Consider the following 22,711-nt stretch of genomic DNA (forward strand, 5'->3'; position numbering starts at 1 on the left):
GCCAAGAGTGTCACCGACTTTTTTGCGATATATACCAATTTTCAGCCCAATAGCTGCCTCGACCTGTTTTTTATGAAGTAATTATTCAGCGTAGGTATAGAATGAAGTCGTCCTAGTTTGATAACTGGAGTCATCATGACGCTTGACATCTACTTATCGATTTTCACGCTGCTGTTGATCGCTCTCGGCATCAATGTTCTGTCACAGAAAACACGACTTCCCTATACGGTTTTATTGGTGATCGCGGGTTCTTTACTCGTTCCGATCTCCGAATTCGAGACCCTGTCGTTCGTCACCAGTTTTCAATTGACGCCCGAATTGTTATTTTTTGTATTCCTGCCGATCCTGATCTTCGAATCGGCTTATCACATCAATGTCCGGAACATTAAGGAAAACAAGCTGGCAATCGGCATGCTGGCGATTTTCGGCTTGTTGATATCGACCTTTTTTATCGGCTTTGTCGGCCATTGGGTTTTTCAACTGCTGGGATTCGAAATACCGTTTCTGGTCACATTACTCTTTGGCGCCATTATTTCCGCAACCGACCCGGTCGCCGTTCTGGCCTTATTTAAGGAATGCGGCGCTCCTCATCGTTTGACGCTGATTTTCGAAGGAGAAAGTTTATTCAACGACGGCACGGCATTTGCGATGTTTCTGGTTTTTTTGCAAATCATAGCCCACGGCTATCACGGTTATCCAACGCTTTTAGAAGGCGTCAGCGATTTCAGCATCATGATCCTGGGAGGCATTGTGTTCGGTCTGTTGATGGGCGTCCTGTTCTCCAAACTGATCGAATGGGTCAAAGGCTATGCCCATCTCGAACTGACGCTAACATTGCTAGTGGCTCATTTCACCTTCTTGCTGACGGAACTTATCTCCGAATCTTGGGTGATCGCCGGCCAGCCCATTCATCTATCCTCGATCATCGCGACCTTGTTTTCATCGCTGGTGCTGGGCAATTACGGACGCTACAAGATGTCATCCGATGTCGAACAATATATGGAAAAATTCTGGGAGTATTTCGCCTTTCTGGCCAACTCCTTGGTGTTTATTTTAATGGGCTTGCTGTTTACCAGCCTGTTTGTTTCGATAAACATCCCGATTGTTCCGGTCTTAGCCATCGTCTGCGTGGTCGTGCTCGCCAGAGCGGTATCGATTTACTTAGCGATCGGCGTCGGCAATCTGACTCGCGTCGAAGAACACATACCGCTGAGCTGGCAACATTTATTATCCTGGGGTAGTCTGCGCGGTTCCTTGGCCGTCATCATGGCGCTACTGGTTCCGAATGACATCACGCTACCCGGTTGGCCCTATGAATTCTCGATCAAGGAATTCATCATCGCGATTACGATCGGCAGCATTTATTTTTCTTTATTGATCAAGGCACCGACCATCAAAAAAATGGTGCGCTGGTTACAAATCGATCATCTGTTGCCGCACGAAGAACTAAGTTATTACAAAAGCAAAGCGATGATTTATCACGAGATCAGCGATCGCATTGAGAACCTATTCAACCACCATCAGATCAGTAAAAAGCAGTACGAAGCCTTTAAAGCGGATTATCAGAGGCTTCATGACGAAGTGTGTAAACAATGCCGGGAAAAAACGGTCGATTCCAGTCATGTCGTGGAAAATGTATTGCGCATTTATACGCTGGGGCTGCAAAAAAGCGAACTGAAAAAAATGTTCCGCCGCGGTGAAATCACCGAAAGCGTTTATTTAAGAAATTTGGATATTCTGGAAATTCAAACGGAAAAAGTCGAGAAGGATAAACCCAAGATCAAGTCTATCAACGCCTATTTGGTCACCTGGGTCGAAGTGATCAAAAAACTCTACCATCGGCTGCTTTCCTTGCCATTCAACCGGGAGGAAAAGCAAGAGCTTTATCTTTATTATCGAACGCAAAACAAACTGATCGGCCTGGTGCTCGATAAGCTCAACTACTTGGAAAAATCACCGTTAAGCGAGATTTTCGACAGTAAAGAAGCGCTACAAAGCGTCATCGCTATTTACCAGGCGTTAAAAGACAAGGCAATGCAGGAAATGAAAAAGGAACTCAGCGCCAACCAGGGACTGTTGGATGAATTAAACGAACAATCCGCAAAGGCGATTTTTCGCTCTGCTCAGGATGAGAAATTAAAAGAATTGCTGGAAAACGAAATCATCTCTGACAAATTATATTTTCTGCTGAAGAATGAGCTAGATCAATCATGAAGTCATAACGTCATGTTCTTAACGCGGCAACTCTTATCAAAATATCAAAAGGGTCAGACTCGATTGTTTTTTGCGCCATACAAACTGACGCCGGGAATACCTTCCAGTAGAGTTTCGCGGTATCGCTGACCGAAGAGCGCATTCTGATAATTTCCGCCGCATCCATATCCATCGAGTTGATGGACTTCATCACCTCGCTTTCCTTGGAAATCACCATTTTATCGAACGTCAACAAATCCTGGCTCTGACCTGCTGCGTCTTCATTTCCTTCTGCCGCCACAGTAGAGGCTACTAGACAAAGGGAATCACCTTACATAGCTGGTAAAACCAGATCCACTTTCCTGCTGAGAGGTTTGATGTGGAACATAAATGCTTGTAAAAATCTGCTTCATTAATATTTTCTGCCTTAATTAAAGTAACTGAAGTTTCCCAGTTTTTAGGGGGGTATCCTGACTTGTAGGGGTATTTTTTAATGGATTTGCCATGTTTCACGCAAACCCTGTTAAAAATAATGTCGCTCTAGACGCTACAACGGATTACTTCCGAATTATTAGGAAACTTCAGTTAAAGTAAGAAAGCTTTTTCCAAAACCAGATTAATAAGCACATATCATTCCAATAAATTTGTTTTTAACAACAGATACTTGCGTTAAAGCAACAGCCAGATTAAATTAAACTATAATATTTAGCCAACATAATTGTGTGATATGACGTACCAGTAAGCTGATGCCACAAAGGGCCGGACAATGTGACCTGCGGTGACTGAGATGGAATTTGCGATGATCGCTTACCTGTTACTCAAACGGCTAAACAACCTGAGGACGCTGCAACTCTCGTTACAAGAACCGACCCGACTGATTGCCGCGAATCTTGGTCAACGCAGCACAAACGAAAACCGGATCAATCAAGCGCTGTCAGGCAGAATGAGATTCAATTTGCTTAACCGAACAGTAGCGAAGCGGAAGGAAAAGGGAACAAAAGCGTCAAATGTAAGGCCTGACCCTCCAGGCATTTCAGTTTTGCCATAGACGTTTTAAGGCAGAACCCGGATAATCGCAATATATGACAATCGTCCGCCACTGCCAAATGATATGACGACCAATAAAATCAATCACCTGATCGATGCCTACCGGCGATTGCGGCAACAGGCCGAACCTCTCGTACTGGCCAGCATCATCGAAACCCGCGGCTCGACCTATCAAAAGGCCGGCGCCCGGATGCTGATAGCGAGGAACGGCGAAATGACCGGTCTGCTGGGCGGCGGCTGTTTCGAAAACGATTTGCTGGAACAGGCCCGGTCGGTGTTCGAGACCGGCCAGGCCAAAACGCTGTTTTACGACATGCGCGCCCCCGATGACGTGATCTGGGGCTTGGGATTAGGCTGCAACGGCGCAGTCAAAATATTGCTGCAATTGCTGAGGCCGGAACAAGATTTCAGCCCCTTGAATTTGTTTGTCGAGGCTGCCGATGGCGATGCGACCGGCGTTCTGGTGACCTTCTATGAATCGGGTCACCCCGATTACCTAGCAGGCAGCAGCGTGTTCCTGCCCGCCTCAACCATTGATCATACTAGGACATTAACGACGGATGCTTCACGGTTCCAGCCGACTGCCGAACAAGCCTTGTTGCAACTAAAACCTCATCACGAAACACATCGAATCGATGGCCACCGGGTCCAGGCCTTTTACGCCCCGATACGGCCGCCGTCCCGATTGCTGGTAGTGGGCGCCGGCGCCGATGCCCAGCCGCTGGTGCAATACGCTGCATCGTTGGGCTGGCGGGTCAGCGTGGTCGACTACCGGCCCAACCATATCAAGCACGAACGTTTCTCCGAAGCCCAGCGTCTAATGTTACTGACGCCGCATGAACTAAACGCTAAGCTGGCATTGAATCGCTTCGACGCAATGGTGTTGATGACGCACAATTTCGATTACGACCGGCGTTATCTGCAGCAGATCGCCGGCAGCTCTATTCCTTTCATCGGCTTGCTGGGACCTGCACTACGCCGCGACATGCTGCTAAAAAGCCTGGGGACCGAGGCCGAGAAAATCAGGGACCGGGTCTACGGCCCGGTCGGCCTGGATATAGGTGCGCAGAACCCCGAGGAGATCGCGTTGTCGATCATGTCAGGCATCCATGCCGCGCTGAATCGGTGCGACGGCGGTCAGCTCGACCGCAAAACTGTAGCCGCTGCTGACCAACAAAGCGATGACTGCTTCGTCTGCTGATATTTACGCAATCATCCTCGCCGCCGGCGCCTCCAGCCGCTTGGGCCGGCCCAAGCAATTGCTGCGCTGGCAAAACCGATCCCTGCTCGAACAGGCGATAGCAAACGCCACATCGCTATTGCCCGGGCGCGTCCTCGTCGTATTGGGGGCGCATGCCGAGGCGATAGAAACCGACACTGCATTGGCTAACGTGCATGTCGTCTATAACCCGGACTGGCGCGAAGGCATCGCTTCATCGATACGCGCCGGCATCCATGCCCTGCCGGCATCGACCGAAGCGGCGCTGATGCTGCTTTGCGACCAACCCTTGCTCGCACAGAGTCACCTAGAAACGCTCATAAACGCTTGGAGGCGGGAACCGTCCCGAATCGCCGCCAGCCATTATCATGATGCGCCGGGCGTACCGGCGCTGTTTCCGGCCGCTTATTTCGGCGAACTGCTGAAGCTTCAGGGCGATAAGGGCGCCAAACGGCTGCTGCATCAACACCGGCAAACGCTGGCGGCGATTCCGCTTCAGGCCGCGGCGCTCGATATCGATTGCGCCGATGATTTCAATCAATTACGCGGGCATTATCATGCCGAGGAGTAGACCATGACCACCTTGTTGATTAATGGCGAAAGCCACGAAATAGAAGCCGAGGACGACATGCCGCTGTTATGGGCGATACGCGACGTCATCGGCTATACCGGCACCAAATTCGGTTGCGGCATGGGCTTGTGCGGCGCCTGTTCCATCCACCTCGACGGCCAGGTCACCCGTTCCTGCATCACCCCGGTCTCCGCCGCCGAAGGCAAGGCCATCACGACGATAGAGGGGCTAGGTTCGGAACAGTCATTGCACCCGGTGCAGCAGGCCTGGATCGACCAGGAGGTGTCGCAATGCGGTTACTGCCAGTCCGGGCAAATCATGGCGGCCGCGGCGCTGCTCGCGGAAAATCCGAATCCCAGCGACGAGGAAATTCGCGCCAAGATGGTCAATTACTGCCGCTGCGGCACCTATCAACAAATCTTCGCGGCGGTCAAACGCGCTGCGCAACATGAAGGAGGTCAGTCATGAGCAAGATCCTGAATTTATCGATGACGCGGCGGAAATTTCTCGGTGTCGGCGTGGCCTCATCCAGCGTCTTTCTGCTGGGCATGTCGCTGCCGCCGTTCGGCCGCTTCTTTTCCGACGACCAGGAAGACTCGGACATCAACGCCTTCATCGGCATCGACGAAGACGGACTGGTGACCTTTCAGAATCCCTTCATCGAAATGGGTCAGGGCACCTACACCTCGATCCCGGCGATCATGGCCGAGGAACTGGACATCGAAATGGCCAGACTGAAGGTCGTGCAGGCGCCACACGGCCCTGAATACCGCATCATGTTCAACAACACCACCCGCTTTACCGGCGGCAGCCTCAGCGTACGCTCGTCCTATATGACGATGCGCAAGGCCGGCGCCACCGCCCGGGCAATGCTGATCAGCGCCGCCGCCGAGCAATGGGGTATCGCGGCGTCGGATTGCACGACCGAACCCGGCGCCGTCGTGCACAAAGCCAGCGGCAACAAACTGGGCTACGGCCAGCTGGCGCCGCTGGCGGCCAAACTTGAACCGCCCGCCGAGGCGCCGCTGAAGGACAACAGCCAATTCCGCTTGATCGGCAAGCCGGTCAAACGCACCGACAGCCTGGCCAAAGCCACCGGCAGCGCCGAATTCGGCATCGATACCCAGGTCGACGGCATGCTTCATGCGGCGGTCAAGCAAGCGCCAGTGTTCGGCGCGAAACTGAACTCGGTGGATAAAGCCGCCGTATTGGACATGCCCGGCGTCGTCGCGGTCGAGGAAATCCCCAACGGCGTCGCGGTCATTGCCGATCATTACTGGCATGCGAAGAAGGCGCTGGAGCAACTACCGACGACTTTCGATCCCGGCGATAATGCCGGCTTCTCATCGCAAGCCTACCGGGAAGAACTCCAGGCCGCGCTGAAACACAGCGGAGCCGCGGCGGAAAACGTCGGGGATGTGGATCAGGCCCTGGCCGGCGCCGCCAAGGTGATCGAGGCCGAATACCATGCCCCCTTCCTGGCCCATGCGACGATGGAGCCGATGAACTGTACCGCGTTGGTGGAAGACGACCACTGCACGGTCTGGGCGCCGAACCAGGGCGCCGACCTGGTCGCCAATGCCGCCGCCAAGATTACCGGCTACGACTTGGACGCGATCGAGGTCAACACGCCGTTTTTAGGCGGCGGGTTCGGCCGCCGTTTCATCATGGATTATGTCATCCAGGCGGTGACGCTGGCCAACAAACACCGCGGTAAGCCGATCAAGGTCATCTGGACTCGCGAGGAAGACACTCAACACGACCATTACCGGCCGATGGCGGCGGCAAGCCTGCGCGCAGGCTTCGATGCCGACGGCAAACCCGTCGCGCTGCACATCACCACCGCCGCCGAAGGCCCGATGGGACGACTAAACCCGGAGTGGCTGAAAGATCCGAAAGTGGATGACAGCATTTTCGAGGGCACAGCACACCAGCCCTATGCGATCCCGAACAAACGCGCCGATGTCGTCGCCGTTCCGGTCGACCCGGTGCCGATCGGTTATTGGCGCTCGGTCGCGAACTCGCAGAACGGCTTCTTCAAGGAATCCTTCATCGATGAAATGGCGCATGCGGCCGGCGACGATCCGGTCGAATTCCGCCGCAAGCTGTTGACCGACCAGCCGCGTTTTAAAAAGGTCTTGGACACCGCAGTGGCAATGGCGGGCTGGAAGAGCGGAACCTGGCAGCAAAATGGCCGCAAGCATGCGATGGGCGTCGCCCTGCATGAATCGTTCGGCAGCATCGTCGCCCAGGTCGCCGAAGTGGCGCTGGACGACGGCGATATCCAGGTCGTCCGCGTCCATTGCGCGGTCGATTGCGGCTTTGCGGTCAACCCGGCAATCGTCAAAATGCAGATGGAAAGCGGCATCGCCTATGGTTTGTCGGCGGCGCTGGCGGAGGAAATCACCTTGGAGCAAGGCCGCGTCCAGCAAACCAATTTCGATACCTATCCGATTCTGCGCCCCGATCAAATGCCCGAAGTCGAGGTCGAGATCATCAACAGCGGCGAGGCCCTAGGCGGCATCGGCGAACCGGGCACGCCGCCGATCGCCCCGGCGGTGTGCAACGCGCTGTTTGTGCTCAGCGGCCAGCGGGTGCGCAGCCTGCCGTTATCGCAATATAGTTTCTAAACGAGCGATTTGGTCGTCTTTCCCCGGCCATGGAATGCCGGGGGCCAATTTGATGATTACTGCATTCGCAGTTGACCGGACAGACAAAATCGCCAACTCTGAGGCTTGTGTTCACGAAGACTTCGGTTCAGCACATCCGAAGGCAAGGCTACATTGGCATGCAACCGTAGGGTGATTCGCCGACAGGCAATGCGCTGGATACCACAATGACCAATTTTGCCTCCGGTGGCGGTTTTTGGCGGCTTGCTTCGCGAAGCCGCCCTACGTTGGCGGATCCGCTGTGCTTGATCCGCCCTGCTGCGGGTAGGGTAGGGTGTGCTGACGATAGGAAGCGCACCGGTTTTGATGCGCTTCACGGTGTTCGACACATCCGAAGGCAAGACGGTGCTTTGCGTAGGAGCGCCGCCCTCGGCGCGAAAAGCAAGTAGTCCGCACCGCTGCAGGTCAACGAGGTCCTAAACAATTCAACCGTGACTAGAGTAAGTTAAACGTTCGGGGCGGGTTAAATAACCCGCCCCGCCCAGGCGCCAAACAAATGCTGCGGATAACATGCAACTGACGGCCCTGCGCCGTGTTACGTCTGCAAGTTCTCGTAAAGCATGCCGACCCGCCTCGCTAATTCAGCATCGGAGCTGTATAACACGCCGCGATGATTCATGAAGGTCGAGTCCGAGCGGTTCAACTCCAGCGGTTGACCGTGGATATCGCTGACCGGCAGGCCGAGTTCAGAAAACAGACAGGCGGTCGCCGCATAATCCCAAAGGCTGCCGCCGCCCTGATTTGCCTTGGGGTATTTGAAATAACAGGCCGGCGGTTTGTTCAATACCTGACAGGCATTCATCGCTGCGCCGCCCTGCAGCACCAATCGCGATCCCGCGTAGCCCAAGTCTTTAGCGATATGCTCAAGTTCGCTCAGCGTCGGTCGATAAAGCGGATCCTCGGCAAAGCTTTTATCGGTGATGAAGGTCAGCGTGTGTGGCTTCGATGACGGCATTAAAGATTTACCATTACGCATAGCGCCGCCGCCTTTAACCGCCTGATAAAGTGTTTGTTCGACCGGATCGTAGACCACCCCTAGCTGCGAAACGCCGTTACGAGACACTAGCGCGATCGACACCGAATACCCAGGCACCGATTCGATGAAAGGCAAGGTGCCGTCCAACGGATCGATGCTCCAGAAGAAATCCTTGCGCAAACGTTCGCGGTCATCGGGACTTTCTTCCGACAGCAAAGCCAGATCGAATATCTTGCAGGTAGGCTGAAGCGTCTGCAGGATGATTTCCTGGCTCAAGTGATCGACTTCGGTGACCACCTGCGCAGCCAGACTGGTCCCGCCCTGCTTGCTTTGCACGGCGACCGAACGTTTCGAATGTTTGCTAATGATCTGGCCGGCCTGGTAGGCGGCCGAGACGGCGCATTGGCTCAATAAAAACAAATCATCGACAGTTAAATTCATGCTCTCTCCTTGTTAATCATTAATGGCTATTAACTTACCGCAGGCTGTTTCAGGTAACCTGTGATTTACAGATGCCATTTAATCATTTAACCGGTCGATCACTTCGCGCGCCAGGCGTTCGCTATAACCGTGGATTTTCCAATGACCGGGACTCCAGCCTTTCAGGAAGCGATGAAAGTCGGTCCATGCGAACGGGTAAAGCGCGCGCCAATCCTGTTCGACGGCCTCGGCGTCGACGGCTTTATGTCTTGTTTTTAGTGCAAGTTTCAGCGCCTGAAAGTAAAAATCCAATAACGACGATTCCTGGTGTTGGCATGCTTCCTCATCCAAACAGCTGCCGATAAAATAAGCCACATCCTTGATGCCGCAGCCGCCGCCGACATATTGAAAGTCGACCGCCGCCACCGTCTTGCCGTCGCGGGAAAAGCAGAAATTGGCCAGCTTGGCGTCGCCGTGGACGAAGGTTTGATAGGGGCTGTCGCGCAGTCGTTGATCGATCGACATGGCGGCGTTTTTCAACGCAAAATCGTCTAATGCCCGCCATTCATCGGGCCGGGTTTGCAGATGCCAATAGGTGCCGGTAGGCCATAAGTCCTCCGGATTCTCGCCGATGAAGGCGGCGTGAAAATTGGCCAGCCATGACAAACAGGCGCGTAATTCAGCTTCGCCCACTTGCGATTTGCGCTGCGGAAAGCCGCTGGCGTCGAGGTCTTCAAGCACGATCAACACTTCGTCGCCCATCGTTTCGATGGCTAGACAAACCGGCACCCGGCAAGTCGAATCGCAACGCTTGCTCCAGTATCGATACCAAGCCGTTTCGACCTGATAGGATTGCATTTTTCGTCGATGAGATAAATCGGTATTCCAGCCCCGGGGATGACTGCCCTGGCCGGACAAATCGACATGCTTGACAATCACGCTGTCGATTGCACAGCCGCGCAACCCATAACGGACGATAGCGCCATAACCGCTCCACAGGCTCTGTATCACGTCGATTTGATAACATGAGTCGGCGCCGGTGGCCTGGTTTATGATGTCGCGTAAGTCGTTGTTCATTTGACGGCTTGTTGTTCAGCCTATAATTTGCAAGGATGTGTGGGAAGGCAATGTCTCTTTAAAGATTGATGCGCCTCCTTCGTCGGCACATCCTACATGACGTTCATTTTCCGAGGGTAGCATAACGAATTACGGGATTTTTCGCCATCGAACATAAATCAAGAACCTCCCGCTTCCATGTCGGGTGGATCAAGCGCAGCGGATCCCTCAAAAGCAAAGAGATGGAACCGCGTTGCTTGTTCCATCCTACAGAACTTTCGCGCCGAGGGTTCGGCGCCTGCGAACTACACAAATTCGCGTAGTTTCATGTAGGGCGGATCAAGCATCGCGGATCCGCCAATTTACTTGTCGCCAACCACTCTATCGAGGAAACAGCATGAACAACGCCAATCGTCATAGCCTAGTCCGCTTGCCGGTCATCCTGTTATTTTTGTTTGTTGCAAGCGCTGCGGCCAAAGAAAAACCGGACATCATGCAGGCCAAGATTTTCCGTCCGTCGATCGATGTCACGGAATATTGGGTCAGCGAAAAGCTTGATGGGGTCCGGGCGCGCTGGAACGGAAAACAGCTGATTTCCAAAAACGGTCATCTGTTCCATGCTCCCGCCTGGTTCACCGAAGGCTTTCCCGATGTGACGCTGGATGGCGAGCTGTGGTTGGCGAGAGGTCAATATCAGCAAACCATTTCCATCGTCAGCCGCAAGACCCCTCATTCCGGCTGGCGGAAAGTCAAATTGATGGTCTTCGACCTGCCCGACAAGCCAAAGCCGTTTTCGGGACGGGTCTCCGCAATGCGGCGCATGGCAAAACAGCTACATGCGCCCTATCTCGGCTTCATCAAACAATTCCGGGTCGTTTCCGGCGACGAATTAAAGCAAAGACTGGATCAAATCGTGGCCGGAGGCGGCGAAGGCCTGATGCTGCATCGCCAAGACAGTCTCTATCAATATGGCCGTAGCGATCGCTTGCTTAAATTAAAACCCTACCACGATGCGGAAGCGGTCGTGATCGGCTATCGTCCCGGCAAAGGGCAATTTACCGGCAAGATGGGCGCGCTTAAAGTCCGAACCGAGAACGGTAAGGAATTTTACATCGGCACCGGCTTCAGCCATCGGGAGCGGAAAAATCCGCCGCCTCTGGGCAGCCTTATTAGCTTTCGTCATCAAGGCTACACCGATAACGGCATCCCCCGTTTTGCCGTGTTCATCAGGATACGCGAGGAGCCTTGAGTTTCTGTCAGTCCACCTCAGCAATTCCCAATTTAAAACCTTACGTTTTCCTGGGTATTAGATTTTCACCATATAGCATGAACCGCATCAGATGCTGCCAATTATCAAAAGGCATGAACTGAAGCAAGGTTCGGAATTGTTCGAAGAAAGTGCGCCTGGAGGGCGCCGCATGGCGGACGGCCCGGTAAGCCTCGTCCAACCATTCAAGCGCGGTATGAGCGAGGAAAGCCAATAAGTTAAGGGTCGCCAAGAAGTTGGACAAATGCTGCTTGCCGTGGGCAAAGTTATGCTCGAAATGATAGCCGTGATTCTTGAGAACATTGTTGTTTTCGTTCTCTATTTTCCAGCGCGCGCGGCCTGCAGCGACCATGTCGATCACATTGTGTTCGTCGAGGGTGTGTGATGTCGCCCAGGCATTACGGTAGACCACTTCTTGTTTGGCATTGAGGATCGTCATTTCGCACCAATTGACCATTAACGCATCGTCGCTGTTGCGGAGCGGGACTTGATTGAGGTAACGGTAGCGTTCGGTCAGGCGTTGTTTGCCGTTCCAACGGCTTTTTTCGAGCGTTTGGACCTCGCCGGTCCGGGTAAAATCGTCGAGCCATTCGTACAATAACGCATGGGAATCAGGCTTGCAGACGAACAGAAAATCCAGGTGCTGCGCACGCACGGCCTCACAAAACGGCTGGTGACAATACAAATCATCGCCCAGCACGGTGATGCCTCGAGGAGCGTAATGAGCACCCCACGTGGTGAGCCAGCGCTTGGCCGCCGCCAATTCGCAGTCTTGTTTGTCGACGCCGTCTTGGACGCGAACAAATTCCGGCGGCAAAGGCACCACGCAGCTTTGCCCGGGGGCGACAATCACCGGTGTCACGACGGTGTGACGGTATAAGGTTTGGCCGTTTTTCAGCGTTTGTTGAGTACAGCACGGACAGGAAATCTTTTCCGAGCTGAAGGAATCGGTGCCGTCCATCGCCACCAACAAGGTGCCGCCAACACTCATGAACGGCTTCAGACAACCCTGCGTGTAAAGCTGGTCACCCACCTCGGCCAACACCGGATAGAGTGTTTCCGGTGCAATCGGATCCAGCAGGTTGCCGATTTGGCTGGTCGAAGGAATTTGATGGACACCAAAAATTGATTGCGCATTATTTCGATTGTGAAGCTTTTGCATTCGCTGCTGATAGTCCAGAAAAGACGGGCTTTGCGTAAAGAAGACCGAGAAGGCGCTCAGGGCGGCATCTTCCACCGCATATTTCCGATTGTTGCCGGGTTTGCGGTGGTCAGGCAGGTTTTCGAAGGTAGTGCGAATCTGGTTAATTATTTCCAAGTCCATTTGAATTGACCTATGGGATTATGGGGGGTGATTTACAGGTTTAAAATTGCCACTATTTTACCAGGGTTTTAAATTGGGAATTGCTGCAGTCCACCTTCTTTCGCGCCAAAGGCAGCGCTACGAACATCAGGCAAGAGACTCCCGTTTCCATGTAGGGCGGATCAAGCGTAGCGGATCCGCCAAAATGCAAAGAGATGGAAGTGCGTTGCTTGCTCCATCCTACAGAACATTCGCGCCGAGGGCGGCGCTCCTACGAACATAAAGCAAGAACCTCCCGCTTCATGTAGGGAGGATCAAGCGTAGCGGATCCGCCAAAAAGCTATCGGTTAAGCTGGCGCAGGGATTGGGCGATATCCTCGCTCAGACGATCCAAACAATCGTTCAACGCGGCGACCATGAGGCGGTAATCGCTGTTCGACGCCTCGACGCGATAAGACATTTGCCTGTTCAATAACAATTTTCTATCGCTGCTGACGGTCCATTGCGCAGCTAAAACGGCCTGCCCTTGCGGGTCGATATGGAATTGATGAATATCGACGGCCAGACGGAAAGCCGCTTGTTGCGCGAACCTGGACGAGCGGGTCAGCCATACATCGGCCGGCGTCAACACAGTCAAATTGCGCGCCAATACACGGGTGATGTTGTAATCCAACGCTTCCGCCCAGCGGTTGAATTCGCTCAGATGATAAGCGTTTTTATCGGTCGCGGTAACGAGCTGCGGCCTGTCGACATAATCGGGTATCCCGACGGGTCGCAAGCCTATCGAAATGCGCGCGTCATCCGAAGGCCCCGGCTGCTTGGTTTCGGTAACCGGCTCCAACAAATAAAAATTCGAGGCCGGCGAAGTGCCGCCGCCGATGCAGCCGCTCAGCATCAGCGCCAATAATGCCGACAACAGCTTGAGTCTGTTTAGATGCATGATTAATCTTCCTTACCCGACAACAAGGATTCCGGATGACGTTGTAGATAATCGCTTAGATCCCTGATCGAACGCGTCGCTTGCTGCAAGGAATGCAGGGTTTCATTCAAGGCCGATTCAGGACCGACCGCATCGCCGAAATTCTCCATCGACTGCTGCGTCGTCTTTAACGCGACATTGGCCGTCGTCATCGCTTGTTCCATCGAGGCCAATAAGGGCTTGATTTCCCGATTCACATTGACCACCAAATCATTGGTGTTGTTTAGCGTCCGGTCGGTATCCTTCAGTAGCCTGTCCAAATTGCCATTCAGGGTCTTAAGGGTCTGGTCCATCCCGGCCAGAGTGCTTTTCAACGTCGCCGTGGATTCCTTGACATCGGCCGACTTCAACAATTTTTTAACCTCCCTCAGGCTATCGCTGAAATCAGTAACCATTTGTTCCAACGGCAGATCGCGTATTTTTCCAATCACCTCCTCCGCGATATTGCGGATTTCCTCGGTGGTGGTCGGCACGCCCGGCAATTCCTGCAGTCCCTGATAATCCAGGCCGGCATAAACAGGCGCCTTATCGGGATAAATATCGAAATCGACATACAACAGACCCGTCAACAGGCTTTGTATTTCCAGGCGCGCCCGAAATCCCGCCTCGACCAATTGGTCCCGAACCACCTTCTCCTTATCGCTCTTGATGCCGGGAACATCGCTGCGCTCGGTGCCGGCCAAACTCTCCCGGTCGATTTCGATGACGACTGGCTTATAGATTTTGCCGGACTTCGGATCCAACAATAAGGCGATATCGGTCACCTCGCCGATTTTGACGCCCTGCATCTTCACCGGCGCGCCGATATCCAGGCCATTCAGCGAAGAGTCGAAAAATACCACATAACGCACCCTGTCGGCATTGAAGAGCTGGCCGCCGCCAAATACAAAAAGACCGGCGACCAACAGCAGCAAGGCGCCGATGGTAAAGCTGCCGATTGCCAACGGACTGACGGGTTTACTCATAAACTATGCCTTTATGGTTAAGCCTGATGACGGCCATGACCCTTCCCACGGGTCAAGAACTCGATCACCTTGGCGTTTTTCGATTCGTGTAATATCGTCGTCGGGTTTCCTGTCGCCAACATTGTTTTCGATTCGTTATCCAGAAAAACCGAGTTGGTGCCGATCGCGAAAATGCTTTCCAGTTCATGGGTGATGACGACGATCGTCGTTTTCAGCGTTTCACTGAGGTTGATGATCAGATCGTCCAACATCTTGGCGCTGAGCGGATCCAGTCCAGCCGAAGGTTCATCGAAGAAAAGGATTTCCGGGTCCAGCGCCATCGCCCTCGCCAAGCCCGCGCGTTTTTGCATGCCGCCGCTGAGTTCGGACGGATAATAATCCTCGAATCCGGCCAAGCCCACCAAGGCCAGTTTGTACGAAACCAGGTCAGCGGTTTCGGCGCGGCTTAAATCGCTGAATTCATCCAGCGGCAAGGCCACATTCTCGGCCAGCGTCATCGAACTGAACAAGGCGCCGCTTTGATAGGCCACCCCCAAACGCTGCAGAATAGCCACCCGCTCGGCTTCGCTCGCCCGCCAAAAATTTTGTCCGTCATACAGCACCTCGCCTTGCGCCGGGCTTTTCAAACCGATCAGATGTTTCAGCAAGGTGCTTTTGCCGCAACCGCTGCCGCCCATGACGATGAACACATCGCCGCGGTTTATCGTGAAATTCAAATCCCGCTGCACCAGGAAATCGCCATAAGCCATGGTCAGATTCTGCACGGTAATATGGGGCCTATTCATATGTCCAGATGATTGCATAACAACGTGATCACCGAATCGGCCACGACGATATAAACGATACTGTTGACCACAGCCTTCGTGGTCGCATCACCGACATCGGAAGCGCTGCGACCGCTTTGCAAGCCGCGCATACATCCCGCCGTTGCAATCAACACCGCAAACACCAGGCTTTTCGACAAGCCGATAAAAAAGTCGGTCAGATCCACCGCCCGGCCGGTTTCATTATAGTATTGCACCAATGACACATCGAAAATGCTGACGGTCACCAATGCCCCGCCCAGCATGCCGATCAAATCTGCATAAAGACATAACAGCGGCATCATCAGGATTAACGCCAGCATACGCGGCATCACCAAAAACTCCATCGGCGAAATGCCCATCGTTTTAAGCGCATCGATCTCGTTATTGACATTCATCGCGCCCAGCTGGGCGGCATAAGCCGCGCCGGTGCGCCCGGTCACGATCACCGCGGTCATCAGCGCGCCCATTTCCCTGACGGTGCCCAACCCCACCAGATCAGCGATGTAGATTTGCGCACCGAACATCGCCAACTGCACGGCGCCGACGAAAGCCAGTATCATGCCCACCAACAGACTGATCAGCGTCACGATGCCCAACGCGGCGGGCCCGGCGTCCTGTATGCATAACCCCATATCGACGGCGCGAAACCTGGCCTTGCCCCGCAGCAGAGACCAGATGGCCAGCACCATGTTGCCGACAAACATCAGCAGTTCGCGGCCATCTGTCAGCGCCGTTAACACAAGATTGCCGATTTTAACGACCAGCGATTTCCGCGATGTACCCGCGCTCTTAGCTTTTTCAGGCACCGCCCTGGCCAATTGAAGCAAGCTCCGCACCCCTTCCGGCAAACCGCTCGAATCGACTTCGATATGCCGGGCCCGGCAAAAATCGGTGATCTTCAGCAGATAAGTCGGCAGCCTGCTGTCCCACTGTTCCAGCGCCTCCGCCTGCAACACCAGCGTGCGCGGCAATGGGGCCTGAGTCAGTTCGCTCAGCACTTGTTCGACCGGCTTGATTTCGGCGCCCTGCACCCAGCTGCCGCTAAAACGAATCGCCATAGTCGCGTCATCGACCGCGGTCAAACCGACATCGCCCGTTACAACCCGCTTATCTATCGCCCCGTTAACCGCCATTGCTCTCTCACTCAAGTCATCAGACTTACTTTATCAATAAATCATAGTCGACGCGATGAATAAGGTCAGCATCAGCAATTCCCATCAGTTTGGCGTTCAAAAAGGGCATGGGGTGTGTTTGGCGAGGATGTCGGCAGCAAGGATGCTGCCGTCAAGCCCCCAGGGATGAGTTTACGGGGCTACCTCATTAAAAATTTTAGTGGCAAAATAGCAAATTTATAATCCCCCTTAGCGGACTTGATGAATGAAAACAGAAGAAATGGATTTTTTAGATGTCTTTGGTCAATTGGACGATCCCCGAATCGATCGCAAAAAGTTGCATCCGATGCCGAAAATCCTGCTGCTCACCTTATATCGCAACAGGGAGGATTCGCCGCCAGGCAATCCGCCTGGATATGCACAACGGCTAATTTCGCCACCGGTGCGGTTTTTTGGCGGCTTGCTTCGCGAAGCCGCCCTACATTGGCATCGCAGCCGTAGGGTGACCACCGTAGGGTGGATTCGCCGCCAGGCAATCCGCCTGGATACGCACAACGCCAATTTTGCCCCCGGTGCGGGGTTGGCGGCTTGCTTCGCGAAGCCGCCCTACATTGGCATCGCAGCCGTAGGGTGACCACCGTAGGGTGGATTCGCCGCCAGGCAATCCGCCTGGATACGCACAACGCCAATTTTGCCCCCGGTGCGGGGTTGGCGGCTTGCTTCGCGAAGCCGCCCTACGATGCGGTAGGGTGTGCTCAGACCAACCTATTCAACACCGTGCGCAAGATGCCGCCGTCGCGGTAATAATCGATTTCGATCGGCGTATCGATGCGGCTCACCATCTTGAAGGTCTTCCGGTTTCCATCCTCATCGGTTGCCGTAACTTCGATTTGTTGTCCGGGCTCGAGATCGTCATCAATCGCGATATCGATGCTTTCCTTACCGCTCAAGCCCAGGCTGCCGGCCGATTCGCCTTCGCTGAACTGCAACGGCAATATGCCCATGCCGATCAGATTGCTGCGGTGTATTCTTTCGTAGCTCTCGGCAAGCACCGCCTTGACGCCTTGCAGATAAGGGCCTTTAGCCGCCCAGTCTCGAGACGAGCCGGAGCCGTATTCCTTGCCGGCGATGATGCACAGTGGAATGCCTTCCTGTTGATAACGCATCGCCGCATCGAAAAAGGTCATCATCCCGCCGCTGGGATGATGAATGGTCAGATTGCCCTCCAAATCGCTCACCAACCGGTTGCGGATGCGGATATTGGCGAAGGTGCCGCGACACATCACCTGATCGTTGCCGCGGCGCGAACCGTAACTATTCCAGTCCTTGCGCTCGACGCCGTGCTCTTGCAAGTAAATGGCCGCCGGCGAATCCGGAGCGATCTGACCGGCCGGCGAGATATGATCGGTCGTGACCGAATCGCCGAACAAGGCCAGCACCCGCAGGCCGTTCAACGCTTCGATGTTTTGTCCTTCGGTGCTGATGCCCTCGAAGAAAGGCGGCTTGCGGATATAGGTCGAATTCGGGTCCCACCGATATAAATCGGAAGCGGATACCGCAATATCGCGCCAGGCCTCCGTGCCGGTGAAGACATCGGCATAACGCTGTCGAAACATCTCCGGAGTCACGAACTGCCTCACTGCATCGGCGATCTCCTCGTTGCTCGGCCAGATATCGTTCAAAAAGACCGGCCGACCGTCCTGGTCGCTGCCCAGCGGTTCGCGGCTGATATCCACCGCGGTCGAGCCGGCCAAGGCATAGGCCACGACCAGCGGCGGCGAGGCCAGATAATTGCTGCGAGTCAACGGATGCACGCGGCCCTCGAAGTTTCGGTTGCCCGACAGCACCGCCGACACCACCAGATCGTTGTCCTTGATCGCCTCCTCGACCGCCTCGTCCAGCGGGCCGGAATTGCCGATGCAGGTGGTGCAGCCGTAGCCGACCAGGAAGAATCCTAGCCTTTCCAGATAAGGCAGCAGGCCCGATTTTTTCAAATACTCGGTAACCACCTGCGAACCCGGCGCCAACGATGTCTTGACATAGTTTTTGACGCCTAAGCCTTTTTCCACCGCCTTCTTCGCGACCAGCCCCGCACCCAACATCACCGAAGGATTGCTGGTGTTGGTGCAGGAAGTAATCGCGGCGATGACGACGGCGCCGTGGCCGATCGTCTCGCTTTGTCCCTTCATCGTCACGACGGCGCTGCGCTTAAGATCGGCGTCATCCAAACCCATGCCTTGATTGCCGGCCGGCGCCGTCAGCATCTTCCGGTATCCGCTTCCGACTCGACTGAGGGGAATGCGATCCTGCGGCCGCTTGGGGCCGGCCAGCGACGGTTCGATACTGTCGAGATCGAGTTCCAGGCTGCGGCTGAATTGCGGATCCGGTGTTTGCTCGGTGCGGAACAGGCCTTGCTCTTTCAGATAGCGTTCGGTCAGTTCGATTTGTTCGGGACTGCGTCCGGTAAAACGCATATAGCGCAGAGTTTCGTCGTCGACCGGAAAGAAACTGACCGTCGAGCCCTGTTCCGGCGCCATGTTGCTCAGCGTCGCCCGATCCGGCACCGACATCGAGGCCAATCCGTCGCCGTAAAATTCGACAAACTGACCGACTACTTTGAACTCCCGGCAGAGCTCGGTGATGCGCAGCACCAAGTCGGTCGCAGTCGTCCCAGGCGGCAGCCTGCCATACAACTTGATGCCGACCACTTCGGGAACCAGCATGTAGATGGGCTGGTCCAGCATCACCGCCTCGGCTTCGATGCCGCCGACGCCCCAGGCCATCACGCCTAGGCCGTTGACCATTGGCGTATGCGAATCGGTGCCGACGCAACTATCGGGATAACAAAGGCCATTGGCCTTGTCGTGAAAAACGACCTGCGACAGATATTCAAGATTGACCTGATGCACGATGCCGGTGGAAGGCGGCACCACGCGAAGATTCTTGAACGCCGCTTGACCCCACTTGAGGAACTGATAGCGTTCGGCGTTGCGCTGGAATTCGATGCGTTCATTCATCGCCAAGGCATCTCTCCCGCCGAAACGGTCTACCTGCACCGAATGGTCGATAACCAAATCGCAGGGTATCATCGGATTGATCTTGGCCGCCTCGCCCCCTAAGGCATTCATTGCATCGCGCATCGCCGCCAGATCGACCAGAGCTGGCACCCCGGTAAAATCCTGCAACACCACACGGGCAGGTTTATAGGGAATTTCCTGTCGTTTTCCCTGCGCCCGCCAGTTTGCGACGCTCAAAACATGGTCCCGGGTGATCGCGAAACCGTCGCAGTTGCGTAACAATGATTCCAGCAATATCTTGATCGAAAACGGCAGGCGCCCTAGTTCGACGCCGGCGTTTTTTTCCAACTCGACCAGGGAAAAATAGTCCACCGCTCCTGCCTTGCCGAGTTTCAAGGTCCGTCGCGCGCCAAACAAGTCTTCACCGTTCATAACCACCCCCTAATCCAATCCCGAATTTAACTGTGACAACAACGGCCTTCGTGGATTCCATTTTTCGGCATTTGAACAGAGTCTCTACGGCTTTACGTAGGAGCGCCGCCCTCGGCGCGAAAAAAACCATTTGGCCCGAGGGCGGGACGGGTTATTCAACCCGCCCCGAACGTTTTGGTTTTTGTTTGGCATGGGATTGAAAAATTCAGGCCGGGGTTACAAACCCAGGCCTGCTCAAGGAAGCTAAGCATCGTAGGTCACGTTGCCCGTGCCCTTGCGCCACGGCATTTCAACCCTGCCGATCAAACCAAACGCAAGGGCACGGGTTACGTGACAATCATCTGGAAATGGCTGTATTTCCAAGCCGGACGGAGTTTGCAACTCCGTCCGCAACCTTTCATCGGCTGCCTCACCGGAGGATCTGGGCTGGGCCGGTTATTCAACCCGCCTCGAACGTTTTGGTTTTTGTTTGGCATGGGATTGAAAGATTCAGGCCGGGGTTACAAACCCAGGCCTGCTCAAGCTAAGCATCGTAGGTCACGTTGCCCGTGCCCTTGCGCCACGACATTTCAACCCTGCCGATCAAACCAAACGCAAGGGGACGGGTTACGTGACAACCATCTGGAAATGGCTGTATTTTATGTATATTCAAAACGAAAGAAAACGGTTATAGTGAAAGCTCGTCTTATAAGGCGTCTCAGCACCTCCACCTTGTCCGGGAGCTTACGATGACCGCACAGACAGCAGATTTTCGCAGCGAAAGCGACTCCTTAGGCGCCGTCTACGTGCCGGCCGATAAATATTGGGGCGCACAAACCCAGCGCGCCTTGCGGCATTTCGCCATCGGCGAAGAACGTCTCCCCCGGCCGTTGATTCGCGCATTAGGCATCGTCAAGCATTGTGCGGCGCTGAGCAATATCGCGTTAGGTAACATCGATCCGAAAATCGGCCAAGCCGTCGCCGCCGCCGCGCAGGATGTCATTGACGGAAAAATGGACGAGCATTTTCCGCTCGTGGTCTGGCAAACCGGCTCCGGCACTCAATCCAACATGAACGCCAACGAGGTCATCGCCAATCTGGCCATCATCCGGCTCGGCGGCGTGATCGGCAGCAAAAAGCCGGTGCATCCGAACGATCACTGCAATCGCGGCCAGTCTTCGAACGACGTGTTTCCCACCGCGATGCATATCGCCACCGTCGAGCAATTGCATCATCGTTTGATCCCCGCCCTGCAAAGCCTGCAACAAGCGCTGACGGATAAGTCTGTGGCATGGCAAGACATCATCAAGATAGGTCGCACCCATATGCAGGATGCGACGCCGCTGACGCTGGGACAGGAATTTTCCGGCTACGCCGCGCAAATACAGCTCGGTCTCGATCGCATTCATGACGGCATGCAGCGCCTTTATCCCTTGGCCCAAGGCGGCACCGCGGTCGGCACCGGCCTTAACTCGAAGGCTGGCTTCGCCGAAACATTCGCCGGAAAAGTCGAAAAATTCACCGGCCTGCCATTTATTTCGGCGGCGAACAAATTCGAGGCCCAGGCCGCGCACGACGCCCTGGTCGAAATATCCGGAGCGCTCAATACCGTCGCGGTCAGCCTGAATAAAATCGCCAACGACATCCGCCTGCTCGGCTCCGGCCCCCGCACCGGTATCGGCGAGCTGTCGCTGCCGGCAAACGAACCGGGCTCATCGATCATGCCCGGCAAGGTCAATCCGACCCAATGCGAAGCGTTGACGATGGTTTGCGCCCAGGTGTTCGGCAATCACACGACGATCACTTTCGCCGGCGCCCAGGGGCAATTGGAACTGAACACCTATAAGCCGGTGATCGTTTTCAATGTGCTGCAATCGATCCGACTGCTTGCCGACGCCGTCGCCAGCTTTACCGAGCATTGCGTCATCGGCATCGAACCCAATCGAGAAAGGCTTGCCGAATTAGTCGAAGAGTCGCTGATGCTGGTCACCGCGCTGGCGCCGCATATCGGTTATGACCGCGCCGCCAAGATCGCTAACTCGGCGCTGAAAAACCGGCGCACGCTGCGCGAGGAAGCCGTCGCCGGCGGCCATGTCAGCGCGGAGGAATTTGACCGCCTGGTCGATCCGTCTCTAATGCTGGCCCCGGATGATTAATTTACTATTTTGTCACTTAACGAGAGGAGCCGATCATGGCAAACGAAGGTTATCATGAACCCATCGCCGAGCTTTCCGCCGAAACCCGCGACATGCACCGGGCGATCACATCGCTGATGGAAGAACTGGAGGCGGCCGATTGGTACAACCAGAGAGTCGACGCCTGCCGCGACGAAGAGCTCAAGGCGATACTGGCGCATAATCGCGATGAAGAGAAAGAACATGCGGCCATGCTGCTGGAATGGATACGCCGCCGGGACCCGAAGATGGACAAGGAATTGCGCGACTATCTGTTCACCGACAAGCCCATCGCCCACCGCTAATCCGGCGCGCCTCAAGATGAGTGCTCTACGCGGGAACGATAGGGCTGATCCCGGAAGTTATTTAACTGGGAATGGCTGCCGTGCCTGTGGTCGTGACATTATTTCGGAATGTCAGGGAACGCGGGCGCGCACCCTGACCTACTCGAGACCAGGGGATTGCTCGTTCCCACGGTCCTGAGACTATCAGACGCGCCCTACGATTCAGCCCTGCTATCCGGAAA

Annotated in this window: 18 protein-coding genes; 9 read left to right on the forward strand and 9 right to left on the reverse strand. The window is 54.7% G+C overall.

All coding sequences use genetic code 11. The features are described from left to right. Nucleotides 1-135: 135 nt before the first annotated feature. Complete coding sequence (locus tag Q9L42_RS02785) at nt 136-2,214, forward strand: cation:proton antiporter (RefSeq protein ID WP_349431851.1); 2,079 nt, start codon at nt 136-138, stop codon at nt 2,212-2,214. A 10-nt stretch (nt 2,215-2,224) separates the two neighbouring features. Here the strand turns inward: Q9L42_RS02785 and Q9L42_RS02790 are convergent, their stop codons facing one another. Continuing rightward, a complete protein-coding gene (locus Q9L42_RS02790) occupies nt 2,225-2,494 on the reverse strand; it encodes a hypothetical protein (RefSeq protein WP_305909963.1) in 270 nt (89 codons plus the stop codon). 810 nt (nt 2,495-3,304) lie between these two features. Here Q9L42_RS02790 and Q9L42_RS02795 point away from each other — a divergent pair. From Q9L42_RS02795 to Q9L42_RS02810, 4 genes are read left to right on the forward strand one after another with little or no spacing between them, the layout of a single operon-like run. Next, nucleotides 3,305-4,441 (forward strand): XdhC family protein, encoded by a 1,137-nt coding sequence (locus Q9L42_RS02795; protein WP_305909962.1) that lies wholly within the window; start codon nt 3,305-3,307, stop codon nt 4,439-4,441. Continuing rightward, nucleotides 4,422-5,030 carry a nucleotidyltransferase family protein gene (locus Q9L42_RS02800; protein WP_305909961.1) on the forward strand — a complete coding sequence of 203 codons (609 nt, stop codon included), beginning with the start codon at nt 4,422-4,424 and terminating at the stop codon, nt 5,028-5,030. Before Q9L42_RS02795 ends, Q9L42_RS02800 begins: the two co-directional genes overlap by 20 nt. Before the next feature lie 3 nt (nt 5,031-5,033). Then, nucleotides 5,034-5,498 (forward strand): (2Fe-2S)-binding protein, encoded by a 465-nt coding sequence (locus tag Q9L42_RS02805; RefSeq protein WP_305909960.1) that lies wholly within the window; start codon nt 5,034-5,036, stop codon nt 5,496-5,498. After that, nucleotides 5,495-7,660: a xanthine dehydrogenase family protein molybdopterin-binding subunit gene (locus Q9L42_RS02810; RefSeq protein WP_305909959.1), complete on the forward strand. Its 2,166-nt coding sequence runs from the start codon at nt 5,495-5,497 to the stop codon at nt 7,658-7,660. The genes Q9L42_RS02805 and Q9L42_RS02810 overlap by 4 nt, the downstream gene beginning before the upstream one ends. A gap of 574 nt (nt 7,661-8,234) precedes the next feature. On the opposite strand, the gene Q9L42_RS02815 is transcribed toward Q9L42_RS02810, so the two are convergent. Next, nucleotides 8,235-9,116: a 3'(2'),5'-bisphosphate nucleotidase CysQ family protein gene (locus Q9L42_RS02815; protein ID WP_305909957.1), complete on the reverse strand. Its 882-nt coding sequence runs from the start codon at nt 9,114-9,116 to the stop codon at nt 8,235-8,237. Nucleotides 9,117-9,194: 78 nt separating this feature from the next. Next, a complete protein-coding gene (locus tag Q9L42_RS02820) occupies nt 9,195-10,172 on the reverse strand; it encodes a phosphotransferase (RefSeq protein WP_305909956.1) in 978 nt (325 codons plus the stop codon). 376 nt (nt 10,173-10,548) lie between these two features. On the opposite strand from Q9L42_RS02820, the gene Q9L42_RS02825 reads away from it, so the two are divergent. Next, nucleotides 10,549-11,400 (forward strand): DNA ligase, encoded by an 852-nt coding sequence (locus Q9L42_RS02825; protein ID WP_305909955.1) that lies wholly within the window; start codon nt 10,549-10,551, stop codon nt 11,398-11,400. Nucleotides 11,401-11,440: 40 nt separating this feature from the next. On the opposite strand, the gene Q9L42_RS02830 is transcribed toward Q9L42_RS02825, so the two are convergent. The 5 genes from Q9L42_RS02830 to Q9L42_RS02850 all read right to left on the reverse strand — a co-directional run bounded on the left by Q9L42_RS02830 (nt 11,441) and on the right by Q9L42_RS02850 (nt 16,604). Next, entirely contained in the window at nt 11,441-12,730 is a 1,290-nt protein-coding gene (locus tag Q9L42_RS02830) for a transposase (protein WP_432648890.1), read from the reverse strand. Nucleotides 12,731-13,061: 331 nt separating this feature from the next. Next, entirely contained in the window at nt 13,062-13,661 is a 600-nt protein-coding gene (locus Q9L42_RS02835) for a PqiC family protein (protein ID WP_305909953.1), read from the reverse strand. A 2-nt stretch (nt 13,662-13,663) separates the two neighbouring features. Then, nucleotides 13,664-14,665 carry an MlaD family protein gene (locus tag Q9L42_RS02840; protein ID WP_305909952.1) on the reverse strand — a complete coding sequence of 334 codons (1,002 nt, stop codon included), beginning with the start codon at nt 14,663-14,665 and terminating at the stop codon, nt 13,664-13,666. Between the two features lie 17 nt (nt 14,666-14,682). After that, nucleotides 14,683-15,450, reverse strand: coding sequence for an ABC transporter ATP-binding protein (locus tag Q9L42_RS02845; protein WP_305909951.1), 768 nt, complete (start codon nt 15,448-15,450; stop codon nt 14,683-14,685). Further along, nucleotides 15,447-16,604: an MlaE family ABC transporter permease gene (locus Q9L42_RS02850; protein WP_305909950.1), complete on the reverse strand. Its 1,158-nt coding sequence runs from the start codon at nt 16,602-16,604 to the stop codon at nt 15,447-15,449. The genes Q9L42_RS02845 and Q9L42_RS02850 overlap by 4 nt, the downstream gene beginning before the upstream one ends. A gap of 244 nt (nt 16,605-16,848) precedes the next feature. Here Q9L42_RS02850 and Q9L42_RS02855 point away from each other — a divergent pair, with 244 nt between their 5' ends. Beyond that, entirely contained in the window at nt 16,849-17,217 is a 369-nt protein-coding gene (locus Q9L42_RS02855) for a hypothetical protein (RefSeq protein WP_305909949.1), read from the forward strand. Between the two features lie 121 nt (nt 17,218-17,338). Here Q9L42_RS02855 and acnA read toward each other — a convergent pair whose 3' ends face one another. Then, nucleotides 17,339-20,032: an aconitate hydratase AcnA gene (gene acnA / locus Q9L42_RS02860; RefSeq protein ID WP_305909948.1), complete on the reverse strand. Its 2,694-nt coding sequence runs from the start codon at nt 20,030-20,032 to the stop codon at nt 17,339-17,341. Nucleotides 20,033-20,760: 728 nt separating this feature from the next. Between acnA and fumC the strand changes: the two genes are divergently transcribed. Next, the gene (gene fumC, locus Q9L42_RS02865; RefSeq protein ID WP_305909947.1) at nt 20,761-22,167 is read left to right on the forward strand and encodes a class II fumarate hydratase; all 1,407 of its coding nucleotides are present in this window, start codon (nt 20,761-20,763) and stop codon (nt 22,165-22,167) included. Between the two features lie 35 nt (nt 22,168-22,202). Beyond that, nucleotides 22,203-22,490, forward strand: a complete 288-nt coding sequence (locus tag Q9L42_RS02870) for a ferritin-like domain-containing protein (protein WP_305909946.1) — start codon at nt 22,203-22,205, stop codon at nt 22,488-22,490. Nucleotides 22,491-22,711 lie beyond the last annotated feature (221 nt).

This window comes from Methylomarinum sp. Ch1-1 (assembly GCF_030717995.2).
GTDB lineage: Bacteria > Pseudomonadota > Gammaproteobacteria > Methylococcales > Methylomonadaceae > Methylomarinum > Methylomarinum roseum.

Excerpts from the sequence above, each read along its gene's own strand:
- Q9L42_RS02870 (WP_305909946.1), top strand. The coding sequence starts at position 22,203 with ATGGCAAACGAAGGTTATCATGAACCCATCGCCGAGCTTTCCGCCGAA.
- Q9L42_RS02855 (WP_305909949.1), top strand. The coding sequence starts at position 16,849 with ATGAAAACAGAAGAAATGGATTTTTTAGATGTCTTTGGTCAATTGGAC.
- Q9L42_RS02820 (WP_305909956.1), bottom strand. The coding sequence starts at position 10,172 with ATGAACAACGACTTACGCGACATCATAAACCAGGCCACCGGCGCCGAC.
- fumC (WP_305909947.1), top strand. The coding sequence starts at position 20,761 with ATGACCGCACAGACAGCAGATTTTCGCAGCGAAAGCGACTCCTTAGGC.
- acnA (WP_305909948.1), bottom strand. The coding sequence starts at position 20,032 with ATGAACGGTGAAGACTTGTTTGGCGCGCGACGGACCTTGAAACTCGGC.
- Q9L42_RS02835 (WP_305909953.1), bottom strand. The coding sequence starts at position 13,661 with ATGCATCTAAACAGACTCAAGCTGTTGTCGGCATTATTGGCGCTGATG.
- Q9L42_RS02810 (WP_305909959.1), top strand. The coding sequence starts at position 5,495 with ATGAGCAAGATCCTGAATTTATCGATGACGCGGCGGAAATTTCTCGGT.
- Q9L42_RS02825 (WP_305909955.1), top strand. The coding sequence starts at position 10,549 with ATGAACAACGCCAATCGTCATAGCCTAGTCCGCTTGCCGGTCATCCTG.
- Q9L42_RS02815 (WP_305909957.1), bottom strand. The coding sequence starts at position 9,116 with ATGAATTTAACTGTCGATGATTTGTTTTTATTGAGCCAATGCGCCGTC.
- Q9L42_RS02795 (WP_305909962.1), top strand. The coding sequence starts at position 3,305 with ATGACGACCAATAAAATCAATCACCTGATCGATGCCTACCGGCGATTG.
- Q9L42_RS02845 (WP_305909951.1), bottom strand. The coding sequence starts at position 15,450 with ATGAATAGGCCCCATATTACCGTGCAGAATCTGACCATGGCTTATGGC.
- Q9L42_RS02850 (WP_305909950.1), bottom strand. The coding sequence starts at position 16,604 with ATGGCGGTTAACGGGGCGATAGATAAGCGGGTTGTAACGGGCGATGTC.
- Q9L42_RS02805 (WP_305909960.1), top strand. The coding sequence starts at position 5,034 with ATGACCACCTTGTTGATTAATGGCGAAAGCCACGAAATAGAAGCCGAG.
- Q9L42_RS02800 (WP_305909961.1), top strand. The coding sequence starts at position 4,422 with ATGACTGCTTCGTCTGCTGATATTTACGCAATCATCCTCGCCGCCGGC.
- Q9L42_RS02785 (WP_349431851.1), top strand. The coding sequence starts at position 136 with ATGACGCTTGACATCTACTTATCGATTTTCACGCTGCTGTTGATCGCT.
- Q9L42_RS02840 (WP_305909952.1), bottom strand. The coding sequence starts at position 14,665 with ATGAGTAAACCCGTCAGTCCGTTGGCAATCGGCAGCTTTACCATCGGC.